Genomic DNA, 11,706 nt, shown 5'->3' with positions numbered 1-11,706 from the left:
TATGTCCACTAAGTCCAATCGCTTCGAAAAGGTCGTCAACATCAAGAATAAGAAGGCAAGCTTCGAGTTTGAATTCATTGATACCTATGTGGCCGGTCTGATGCTCAAAGGCACCGAGATCAAGTCCATCCGTGAGGGGAAGGTTTCCTTGACGGAAGCGTACTGTATGTTTTTGGATGATGAACTTTTTGTCCGTCAGATGCACATCGCACCTTACAGCATGGCTGCGAGCTACAATCATGAAGCGGTGAGGGATAGAAAACTGCTGCTCAGCAAAAAAGAGTTGGAAAAGCTCCAAACTAAGTCCCAGGAAAAGGGGCTTGCAATCATTCCGGTTCGTATATTTATCAATGACCGCGGCAAAGCCAAAATGGAAATCGCCCTGGCAAGAGGTAAAAAACTTCACGATAAACGACAGGACCTAAAGGAAAAAGATGCAAAAAGGGAGCTCCAGCGAATGGCCTTTGATTGATGCGTACGGGATATGTCGGCAAACGATCCTCCCGGTATATCACCAGCCGACTTTTGATTCTGCCCTAGTTACCCAATTGCTTTTCGGAGAATGTTACCAAATCAACGGACTGACCTCTGATAGGCAATGGTTCAGGATTTACCATGAAGATACTGGCATCGGAGGATGGGTTTGGGCCAAGCTGATCAAGGAAATCACGACTGAAGAGTACCAGAAATTTCTCAATCAGGACTTTCAGATTGTCACTAGCCCGATTGCTGCCATTGAGTATTTGGGAGCCAATCTCTATCTGCTTCCGGGTAGCCGGCTCCATTTTTCCGAACTCGAACTCTTCAACTGGCAGGACCATATCGGTTTTGCAGGGACCTTCCGGCCACATGCTTCCAAAGCATCCAGAGAAGAGATTACCGAAATCGGCCTCCGATACCTTCATGCTCCCTTTCAGGCAGGGGGACGAAGTATTTTCGGGTTGGATGAAGCCCATGCCTTTTCCCTGATCTTTTTTATTGGAGGATATTCCTGGATTTCGGGAAAAATTCCCGGGAAAAGCGTGATACCCGAGGAGGTACAAGCAGGGGATTTAGTTGTGTTTAGAGACCTTTCAACCCAAAAAACGAACTACGGGCTTTACCTAGGGGCCGAAGAAATCCTTTGGATGGACAACCGGATGAAGATTTCCGATGTGGATGAGTGGGAGGACTTTTTGAGAAACAATTCCAGTGAACAGGTCGTTTTGGATTGGCGGTCGATCGTAAGTTAAGCGTATGGAAAAGAGGGTATTGGTGTTGAACTTAGATCATTCACCGGTGGCAGTGGTACCGGTTCAGAAGGCTATTGTCTTGGTACTTTTGGAGAAAGCCAATGTGCTCTCTACCTATGATTTGCTCGAAATCCGCACGGTGTCCCGAAGCTTCCAATATCCTGCCGTTATCCGGCTTTCCCAATACAAAAACATTCCCTTCAAAGGCGTCTTGCTCAACCGTGCCAACCTTTTCCGTAGGGACAAAGGAGAATGCCAATACTGTGGCAGTAAGCGTCACCTCACCATCGACCACGTGCTGCCCCGATCCAAAGGAGGAAAGACCTCCTGGACCAATCTGGTCACCGCCTGCAACCGCTGCAATGTCAGCAAAGGGGATAAGACTCCCGAACAAGCCGGCATGATCCTGCGAAGCGAACCCTTCAAACCCTCCCTATCCTATTTTCTTTCCGAGTACGCCGAGCGACAGGCTGAGGAGTGGTTGCCTTTTTTGGAGAGTAGGGTGATTGGGTAGGGATTGAGAGTTTTCAGAATTGGGTTTTCAGATTTGTGTCTAGTAAATCGGATACTAGGAGACGCAGATCTCTTTGTGGTTATTCTGTGAAGTGCAAAAAAGCTCATTTTTCCAGCCTACTTCCCCTTCACCAATCTCCCTAACCCAAACCCCACCAAAAACACCACCGCGGTGCCGATCACAATCGTCATATTGGTGTGAAGGGGATTGGCAAGAGAAGGGTCCATGCCGTTTTTGACTAAGATGCTGGACAAGCTCATCCAAGCGATGACCAAAACACCCAAGATGACTCCGAGTACGGCCTGTGGTTTTTGGGTTTTGGACAGCAAGCCCAAGAGGAATAATCCCAAAATTCCTCCGCTAAAAATCGAAGAAAGTGCCCACCAAGCATCCAGGGCACTTGTCACCCCATTGAAGGCTAAACCCACCAAAATACTTGCTAATCCCATCCCGAGGGAGGAAAACCGTAGTACCCGAAGGGAAAGCTTTTCGGAAGGATTGGGGTGAATATACTTTTTGAAATGATCGGACAGGATGACCGTAGCTGAACTATTGATACTCGTGGACACGGTACTCATACCTGCTGCGAAAATGGAAGCGATCAACAAACCGGTAATACCGACCGGAAGCTGATGGACGATGAAATGGGGAAATACCTTGTCAGGGGAAGTGCCTTCAGGGAGCAATTCGGGCTGCGCCTGATAAAAGGCAAAAAGAGCCGTGCCGATAAAGAAAAACACAAAGGAAACCGGCAGGTAAAGCAAGCTCCCCAACCAGGTGGATTTTTGGGCTTCCTGCTCGGTGCGTGCGGCCAGGTAGCGCTGCACGTAGCTTTGGTCGATGCCGAAATTCTGCAGGTTGATAAACAGCCCGTAGACCAAAATCATCCAGAAAGTGGAAGTGGTAAAATCCAGGTTGAAACTACCCAAGCTGAATTTGTCCGACTCCTGAGCGATGCGGATGACTTCGCTCGGCCCTCCTGGAATCCCTAAAAAGATCACCCCCAAGCAGGCTAATGCCCCTCCAATCAGGATAATGCCCTGTACAGCATCGGTCCAGACTACCGCTTCGATGCCTCCAAACATGGAATAGACTACTACGCTGACCCCTGTAATGATGATGATCATCGGAATGCTCCATCCCAAAAGTGCATGCATCGGCAAGGCCAGGAGGTACATGATTGCTCCCATTCTGGCCAATTGGGTAAGCAGGTAGCACAGCGAAGCGTAGATCCTAGCCCAGCTTCCAAATCGCTGTTCGAGGTAGAAATAGGCCGATTCACTTTGGAGTTTGCGGTAAAGCGGGACAAAAAAGCAAACTGCTACCCAAGCAGCTAGGGGAATCGAGAGGCTGAATACGAATCCGTTCCAATTGCCGCCGTAGGCATTACCCGGTAAAGCCAAAAAGCTGATGCTGCTTACAAACGTGGCAAAGATGGACATGCCAATCGCCCAGGATGGCAGCCGCCCCCCGCCGGTAGTAAAGTCAGCGGCACTCCGCTTTCGGAAAGAAAAAGAAATCCCAAATCCTACAATGGCCAGCATGTACACCAGGAAAATGGATAAGTCGATAATCGGCATTTCGGAAAAAAGGCGGGTTTTGCTTTGGGTTGAAGTTAAGGAGTAACTGTTGAGGATACTTTTTCTTTTACACGAAGGTATTTTTCATGCAAGACTTTCTTTTCTTCTTCACTGTAAGCAAAAAGGGGAGGAGCCAAAATTCCTTTGCAAAGTCCCTCGAAGGCCATTGCTGCTTTGAGTCCTTTGAGATAGCAGGATTTGTAGGTGTGATTTTCGTAGAGGTTTTTGCTGAGAAAGAGGATAGTGTTTTGGAGTTCTCTTAGTCTGTTTTTTTCCCCTGAAAGAAAAGCCGCATAAGCTTGTACATACAATTCAGGAAACAAGTTCGCTCCCCCGGTCACTCCCCCGTGCCCGCCCATTTCCAGAGTTTGGGTAAGGATTTCCTCTGGTCCTACAAAGATTCTGAAGTCTTGATGATCCCGAAATGCAAAACAAAGCGATTCGAAGTTTTCCAAATCTCCACTGCTGTCTTTGATTCCTATGATGTTGGGATGGGAAGAAAGTGTTTTTACTGTGGCTATATCGATGAAAATCTTGGTATGAGAGGGCATGTTGTAAAGGAATAGCGGAAGGGAAACCGAATCCGCCAGTTTGCGGTAATAGGCGATCAATTCCTCTTGTCCGATATTCATGTAAAAGGGTGGAGCGGCCACCAAAGCCGACGCGCCTGAATCCGCTGCGATAGCAGCCAAGTCAAGGCTTTCCACAAAGGAACAATCCGTGATTCCTACCAGTACCGGAACCTTGCCATTGACCTGTCGGCAGACTTGTCGGATCAGGTCACTCTTCACATCAGAGCTCAAGCTCGCCGACTCTCCGGTAGTCCCCAAAATGAAAATACCATGGACTCCACCTTCCAGGAGGTGGTTTACCATAACGATCGTGTGGTCCACATCCAAGGAGTAATCCGGGTTTAGAGGAGTAATCATCGGAGGGATGATTCCGTAAAAGCTTGCGGGGGTCTTCATAGGTTTGAGAGAATAGAGATTAAAGTTGCAAGTGAACGTATTTCACTTTGGTGCGGTGGTGGGTGTAAGTGAGGTGGACAGTCCCGTCATTTGCTTGAATTATTGCCGGATAGCTAAACTCTCCCTGCTCGGCTTGCTCCAGCACCACTAGTTCTTCCCAGGTAATACCATCTGATGAGCCAAAAAGACTAATCTTGTTCCTTCCTTTGGATATAGGATTGCAAAGGAGAAGATGATAGCCGTTTTTAAGAGTTACAGCATCTATTCCTGAATTGTTGTGTACTATTCCTGTTCCAGTCATGGTGCTCCAGGATTTGCCGCCATCTTCTGACCACGAGGTGGCGATTTCGCCTTCTCGGGTGCGGAAAAGCAGTTGAAGTTTGCCTCCCGGATGAAAAAGTACAGTAGGCTGGATGGCACTGAATGGGCCTTGGATGGCTACTTTTTCCCAGTTTTGCAGCTCTTGGTCCGTAAACTCTACATGGGAGTTCCATATGCCGTTTACTTCAAAACTGCTGGGATGAAGTAGTCGGTCATCGGATAGCACCACGGCTTTGTTTTTGACAGGACCCAAAAAACCCGGCGGAATCTGGATTTCCTTTGACCAGGTTTTACCTCCATCCACGGATGTTTTATACAGTCCCCACCATTCTCTTGGATTTGGCCCTTCTTTGTAAAATAAAACAAGAGTGCCGTCCTCTTTTTGGTGGAGAACGGGATTCCAGGTGGGATTTCTGAAGGTTTGATTTTCAACACCATCAGCGACCAAAGTGGGAGTGGACCATTGTCCATTTTGAAGTAACGAGGTATAAATGCTTACATCCGGATGTTTTTCGTAGGTGCCTCCAAACCAGGCAGCACGAATTCCCTCCGGAGTTTCTACCAAGGTAGAGGCATGGCAGGAAGGAAATGGGGCAGATTGGTAGATGAATCCGGAGGCAAGGATTTGAACGTTGGGTTTTTCAGAAGAAAAAACCTCACCCCAAAAAGAGGTGAGGAAAAAAAGTACTACTAAATAGTGCATGGTTGAGCGGGTAGGTGGATTCTAACTACTTTAAAACTATAAGATCTTCACCCTTTTCGGAAAAACTATCCGGCAGTGACCTGTATGTCAGCGGGAGAGTTTCAAAGATTCTTTTCTACAAACTCCAAAAATATCCTCCAATCCTCCCAAGTCAGGTCGTGCGCCCCTTCGCGGATATGGTAGCCTACAGATTCCAAGTGAACGGGCCCATCCAACTCCTCAAACTCTTTTTCGAAAACAGCCTTTTTCCCGTAGATCTCACTTGCTACCCGGCTTCCCAGCTGAATTCCCAAATATTCCCCTTTAGGATCAGCCCATTGATCTTCTTTTGCACTGGAATAATAGACTGCTCTTGGGGCAATCAATCCCGGTAAGAGATGTTGATCAAGCGAAAGGGATTCCTCTTTTCCGTTGTATTTGCGGAAGTTGTCGGCAAACCAATGTGGGAAGCGGTTGTTGATGGCTTCCACGGTTTCTCCAAATTTCCGCTTGGAAAGTGCTGCACCCCCGCAGCCTGACTCATTGGCATAGGTAATGGCCCATCGCGGATCGTTGGCTGATGTCCAAAGGGCAGTTTTACCGGTTCTGGAGTGTCCAACGAGGATGGACTTTTTGGAATCGATCCTCGGATGTTGCTCAAAGTAATCCATTGCCCGCATAGCTGCCCAACCCCATGCACCAAATGCCTTCAAACCATCTGCTTTGCCGATCTGCTCGGGATAAAGAGTGGAAATGATTCCGTTTTGGTAGGTCTTGGCATCATCTGGGGCAACGGTCTCTACATGGAAGGAAGCTGTGGCAAACCCTCTTTGGATCAATTCCCGGACAGGCCAAAAGGACTCATCGACCAGTTTGCCATCAGGATATTTGGGAAGGTAATTGATCAGGAGAATCACGGGAAAAGGGCCTTTTTGGGATTTGGGAAGGAAAAAATTGATCCGCATCGTGTGGTTTTTTTCGTTTCGACTGACGGTGATAGTTACTTCCTCCAAATCTGCTAATTCCGGGAAAGGATTTGGGTTTTCCTTCACCACTTCGAATGAAATCGCATTAAAATCGGTTGGAAGCTGTCCATATACTTCAGATTCAAACAGGCTGAAAATCTCTGGTCTTCTCAGCTTTTCCCAATCCTCTACTGAGCTGATGAGTTTTCCTTTTTCACTGACAAATGGATCTGGCAGGTGGAGGGCAGGGACTTTGCTTTCGTCGTAATTGGGTTGAGTTTGGGACATGGTAATCTGTGGAATCAGGATTGAGGCAAGGAGAACTGCTAAGCTTTTCATAGTGGGGTGGAAAATTTCAGGAGGCATTTAAATAGCCTCCTGAAGAAGTTTTTACTCTGATTTTTTAGGAACAAACGGCTCAAACGGATAAGTCCTAGGAAGGACATCAATACCCGTAGTCACTTTCAAAGGGTGATCTCCTCCGTAGGTCAATTCCACAAAATATCCCCGATATCCAGACTCTGGGGTGGTCATGTTGACGGTCAGTTCACCTGAATCTGGCACTGCAATATCCTCCGAAGTCCAATTGGGTCCGAATACATCTATCCGGAAATCTCTGGCCAGCGGGTTGAATGCCGACCATAGTTTGATGGATTCAGGTTTTTGGGCTGGGTCAAAGGTGACCTTGATTTGTTCTCCTTCTACTTTCCAGTCATAGGTAGGGCGTTTGGCCTGATCCAAAATGGATTTATAAAAAGAAATCAGGTTGGGTAAGGCATCCGAATCTCCCACATCATGACCCGAATTGGGCACATACATTACGTGCTTTTCCCCTGGTAGACTGTCCCAGTAAAACTTCCAGCTGTCAGGTTGGAAAAACTCATCCCCGGCAGCATTGATGATCAATTTGGGCATGTCGTAATCTTTGCGGAAAGAATACGGCTCGGTGATCTCCATCATCCGGTCAAACTCAGGTGTACCCACCCAATTCATCACCCCTTCACGCACGTAGTCGCCAACGGCAGGTGCCCAGAATCCGTAATTCCTCCAGTGATGCTGGAAAGACGGTACCAGATTGAGCAGGTCAATGACCACGGGTACAATAGCAATCACGCGATCGTCCACGGCAGCAGTGGTCCAGGTGGTCCAGCCACGCTTGGAAGCTCCTCCTACTACAAATGAATTCAGATCCTTGTTGTATTTGGTTTTGACTACATCTGTTACCGCATCCATGGCTAATTTGGCCGATTTGGTCATTGGCAGTCTGGCGAGCCAGATGGCATCTTCATCTTTGGCTCCGCCTTCGAGGAATTTTCTCCAACCATAGGAAATGATCTCGTCCTCGTAGCGCTCTCCGAAGGTATCATTGGCAAAAGTAATAGGCTGAAATGGCACGTTGTGGATTTGAGCCACGACGGAATTGGTGCGCGTAGAGGCGGCGAGAATCAAGTCATTGGGGCTTTCGGGAAGTTTGGAGTTGGTGTTTCCTCCACTGATCCAAAGCATGCCTGTTTGAAATGGAACATCTTTTGGAACGATCATCGAAACCCAGTGCCACCATTCTGTTTTATCCACAATGTCGTGACTTAGCCAATGCTGGGTGTACATTTTAAGGACATGGTAATCGTATTGCTCTCCCGGTACTGAGTGCACAATTTCGTAACGGAAGGTGCTGTCGGGAGCCTGAACGTAATCCTTTAGAATCGTGGCAGAACGGGTTTCTGCCGGGGCTTGATCTGTCTTGCTCTTACAGGAAAAAGTGAAAAGTAGCCCAAAGGCTAAAAGAATCCCCAGGTGAGAATTCAAAAACGGTTGTTTTTTCATAGCGATAAGTTTTGGTTAAGAAGTTAAGAGTGTGTTTTAAAACATGCTTATTTTTCAAACTCCACGAGGTATTCCGACATGTATTTGCCCAGGTTCGAATACTTAAAAAATAGCCTTGCCTTTTTGCCCAGTTTGAGACTGGTATTTTTCTCAGCGATATCCTCGGGGGTGTTGAGAGGCTGAAGTGAGGGATACCAAATCACATGACCGGGCTTTTGCACCAGGAGCTGTGGAGTCGTCCAGGATTGGGAATTTGCACCTTCACCCAAGTTTCGGTGAGGATTGAAAGAGATGTAGATTTTGTCTCCCACCCAGGATTGGCCTTCCACATGTCCCATGAGCATGACCCAGCATTCGAGGTAGGTGTTCCAGCTGACCGATGGTCCCCAATGAAATCCTCCCTGAGGAGAGGAAGCGGGTCCCCCGCCTTTTTCTTTGGGAATTTGAAGCGTTGAAATAGGCGCTCCTATGCCGTCCCAGTCGGCATTGAAACCCTTTCCATCCCAACGCTTGGCTTTACCTTGGGGATTGTCTAGGTCACTGATTTTGATTCGGGCCACGCTGATGCACTGTCCTGAGGCCTCTGTTTCCGGAGAGTAGTTGTCCGGATGGTATTCGCCGGGGTAGCCGTATTCTCCATAGAAAAGATACAGGTAATCATCCACTGCCACGGCACTTGGGTCACCTACTCCACCTGCAAAAGTTTTCGAAATGTTGTGAGGTTTAAGTATCATCCGAGGCTGCTTGTCCTCCAAGAAAAGCCCTTTGTTTTCCCAGCTCCAGCCTCCGTCAGTCGATTTCATTACCCCAATTCTCGGCACTGCGGCAGGAGTAATTCGCTCGGTCAGTCCTAGAGGCCAGTTTTGATCAATATATCCTTCACCGGTTTGTGGATTGAAAGGGAGCGTTTCGGGATAGTTTTCATTGTGATAGATGGCAAAAAGTGTGCGGCCTGAGGAATCCGTCTGGTCTTGGTAGACGGTTTCAAACCAGACAGCACCATGAAGGCCGGGCTGGCCCACTGGGGCATTTTTAGGCATCCTGGGTGCGATATACTTTTCTGCAGGAGTGCTGAAAACCTCGTCTGCATTAGCTCCGGATGCAAACTTCAGATCCTCTGCAAAGCCCCAAACCGGGTCCTCTCCGTACTTTCCGGGGAAAATCCGTAACGTGTCACCCACCCACACTTCAGCCATGTTGCAGTCCACAAAGTTGTTGAAGTGGAAAGTGTCGGTCTGGACTAAGCGGAATTTAGGAATGGCAAAGTCTTGTTCTTCCATGAATTCAACGGATGCTTTTTGCCCGCAGGAGAAAAAGGAAAAACTGATCGCGAGGTTTAACCAAAGGATAGGCAGAAAATAATTTTTAGAGGTCCTCATTAATCTTAGATTTGAAACTGAATAAATCTAAGAATTTAAACCTGTTCAAACACATAGGTCGCAAGACCTTTATTTTCAACCTAGTTTAACATATATGAAGCGAATTAGTCTCATTTTTCTGTTTTTTCTTCTCGTCTTTGGGGAAGTCAGTTCCCAGGTATTGGAATCTCCCGGGAAATCGGTGAAAATGGAATTTATCCTTACGGGGGAAGGAGAGCCGACCTATCGGATGGATTGGCAAAATACCCCGGTGGTCCTTTCCAGTAAACTGGGCTTTGATTTAAAAAATGACGACATCGATTTGCTGGACGGCTTTCAGATATCCAAGACGGAAACTTCCTATTTCGATGAAACCTGGACTCCAGTTTGGGGTGAGGAAAGTCAAATCCGAAATCACTACAACGAGCTTATGGTCGAGCTTACCCAAGCTAAAACGGGCAGAAAGATGATCATCCGTTTCCGGGCTTTTGACGAAGGTTTGGGTTTTCGCTATGAATTTCCTTTGCAGGAAAAGATGGGCTATTTCGTGGTGAAGGAGGAAAAGACACAGTTTGCCATGACAGGAGATCACACGGCCTTTTGGATTCCGGGAGATTACGATACGCAAGAGTATGATTTTACTGAATCCAAACTCAGTGAAATTCGCGACCTGATGAAGTCTGCCATTACGCCCAATGCTTCTCAGACACCTTTCTCAGATACTGGCGTACAAACCGCGTTGATGATGAAATCCGCGGATGGACTTTACATCAACCTGCACGAGGCGGCTTTGATTGATTATCCTGCCATGCACTTGGAGCTGGATGATCAGCGGATGGTGTTTACTTCCCATCTCACGCCGGATGCGATCGGGGACAAAGGCTATCTGTACACTCCTGCCCAAACTCCTTGGAGAACCATCATTGCCAGCAAAAATGCCGGAGAAATTCTGGCCTCCCGCATCACGTACAACCTCAACGAACCTTCCAAAATCGAAGATATATCCTGGGTCAAACCCATGAAATACGTGGGGGTGTGGTGGGAAATGATTACCGGAAAAAGTTCATGGTCCTATACCAACGACTACAAGGCGATCAAACTCGGAGAGACCGATTACACCAAGGCAAAACCCAACGGGACACACGGTGCAACGACCGAAAATGTGAAAAAATACATTGACTTCGCTGCCAAGCATGGCTTTGACGGAGTCTTGGTTGAGGGCTGGAATGTGGGCTGGGAGGATTGGTTTGGCAATTCAAAAGATTACGTCTTTGACTTTGTGACTCCTTATCCAGACTTTGACCTGAAGGGGATTTCTGCTTATGCAAAAGAAAAGGGAGTACAGATGATCATGCACCACGAGACCTCTTCCTCTGCCCGCAACTACGAGCGTCACATGGATAAAGCCTATCAGCTGATGAAAGATTATGGCTACCCTGCAGTGAAAAGCGGCTATGTGGGTGACATGCTTCCCCGAGGCGAATACCACTACAGCCAATGGCTCATCAATCACTATCAATACGCCGTCGAAAAAGCGGCTGAGTATCAAATCATGGTCAATGCCCATGAGGCAGTTCGCCCGACCGGTTTGGCTCGTACCTGGCCCAACCTGATAGCCAATGAATCTGCACGCGGCACCGAATACCAGGCATTTGGAGGCAACAAGGCCAATCACGTGACCATTCTGCCTTTTACCCGTCAGATTGGAGGCCCGATGGATTATACTCCGGGAGTATTTGAAATGGATGTGTTCAATGGGAGCCACGTCAACAGCACCTTGGCCAATCAGCTGGCACTTTATGTGACGATGTATTCTCCGCTTCAGATGGCAGCGGATTTTCCTGAGAACTATGACCGCTTCCCGGATGCATTTCAGTTTATCAAAGACGTGGCTTTGGACTGGGAAAAGAGCCTTTACCCAGAGGCCGAACCGGGTTACTATTTGACCATCGCCAGGAAGGCAAAAGGAACCGGAGAATGGTTTGTCGGCAATGTCAATGGGATGGAAGGTAGAACCGGTCAGCTGAAGTTTGATTTCCTTGAGGTGGGGAAAACTTATCTTGCAGAGATCTATGCAGACCAAGCGAGTGCTCACTATAAGACCAATCCTCAGGCCTATGAAATCCGAAGAGTGGCTGTCAATTCTGATTCAGTCTTGAAGCAATATTCCGCTCCTGGTGGAGGGTATGCCATCCGAATTCGAGAAGTAAGCAAAGAGGAGTTGAAGGGGATAAAAAAGTTAAAGTAACAAAGGAGACGAAG

General features: G+C 47.7%; 10 protein-coding genes. 4 read left to right on the top strand and 6 right to left on the bottom strand.

Features of this window, described 5'->3' with window-relative positions:
• The first annotated feature begins 1 nt into the window (after position 1).
• Genes smpB through DDT91_RS08690 form a run of 3 tightly spaced genes read left to right on the top strand, consistent with a single transcriptional unit; the run spans position 2 to position 1,746 of the window.
• Entirely contained in the window at positions 2-472 is a 471-nt protein-coding gene (smpB, locus tag DDT91_RS08700; protein ID WP_187175783.1) for an SsrA-binding protein SmpB, read from the top strand.
• Complete coding sequence (locus DDT91_RS08695; protein WP_187175782.1) at positions 435-1,232, top strand: hypothetical protein; 798 nt, start codon at positions 435-437, stop codon at positions 1,230-1,232. The genes smpB and DDT91_RS08695 overlap by 38 nt, the downstream gene beginning before the upstream one ends.
• 4 nt (positions 1,233-1,236) lie before the next feature.
• Positions 1,237-1,746, top strand: a complete 510-nt coding sequence (locus DDT91_RS08690) for an HNH endonuclease (protein ID WP_187175781.1) — start codon at positions 1,237-1,239, stop codon at positions 1,744-1,746.
• Between the two features lie 116 nt (positions 1,747-1,862).
• Here DDT91_RS08690 and DDT91_RS08685 read toward each other — a convergent pair whose 3' ends face one another.
• The 6 genes from DDT91_RS08685 to DDT91_RS08660 form a co-directional block, all read right to left on the bottom strand.
• Positions 1,863-3,326: a sodium:solute symporter gene (locus tag DDT91_RS08685; RefSeq protein WP_187175780.1), complete on the bottom strand. Its 1,464-nt coding sequence runs from the start codon at positions 3,324-3,326 to the stop codon at positions 1,863-1,865.
• 35 nt (positions 3,327-3,361) lie between these two features.
• On the bottom strand, positions 3,362-4,294 hold the full coding sequence (locus tag DDT91_RS08680) for a dihydrodipicolinate synthase family protein (RefSeq protein ID WP_187175779.1): 933 nt from the start codon (positions 4,292-4,294) through the stop codon (positions 3,362-3,364).
• 19 nt (positions 4,295-4,313) lie between these two features.
• Positions 4,314-5,318, bottom strand: coding sequence for an exo-alpha-sialidase (locus tag DDT91_RS08675; RefSeq protein ID WP_187175778.1), 1,005 nt, complete (start codon positions 5,316-5,318; stop codon positions 4,314-4,316).
• A 101-nt stretch (positions 5,319-5,419) separates the two neighbouring features.
• Positions 5,420-6,601, bottom strand: coding sequence for an acetylxylan esterase (locus tag DDT91_RS08670; protein ID WP_187175777.1), 1,182 nt, complete (start codon positions 6,599-6,601; stop codon positions 5,420-5,422).
• 51 nt (positions 6,602-6,652) lie between these two features.
• Positions 6,653-8,086: a PhoPQ-activated pathogenicity-related family protein gene (locus DDT91_RS08665; RefSeq protein ID WP_187175776.1), complete on the bottom strand. Its 1,434-nt coding sequence runs from the start codon at positions 8,084-8,086 to the stop codon at positions 6,653-6,655.
• 47 nt (positions 8,087-8,133) lie between these two features.
• The gene (locus DDT91_RS08660) at positions 8,134-9,465 is read right to left on the bottom strand and encodes a hypothetical protein (RefSeq protein WP_255502058.1); all 1,332 of its coding nucleotides are present in this window, start codon (positions 9,463-9,465) and stop codon (positions 8,134-8,136) included.
• Between the two features lie 94 nt (positions 9,466-9,559).
• Between DDT91_RS08660 and DDT91_RS08655 the strand changes: the two genes are divergently transcribed.
• Positions 9,560-11,692 carry a glycoside hydrolase family 97 protein gene (locus DDT91_RS08655; RefSeq protein ID WP_187175775.1) on the top strand — a complete coding sequence of 711 codons (2,133 nt, stop codon included), beginning with the start codon at positions 9,560-9,562 and terminating at the stop codon, positions 11,690-11,692.
• Positions 11,693-11,706: the final 14 nt, after the last annotated feature.

The sequence above is a fragment of the Algoriphagus sp. AK58 genome, from assembly GCF_014324365.1.
Taxonomy (GTDB): Bacteria; Bacteroidota; Bacteroidia; order Cytophagales; family Cyclobacteriaceae; genus Algoriphagus.
The sequence above is the reverse complement of the archived record's forward strand: the minus strand, read 5'-3'. Positions and strand labels throughout refer to the sequence as shown.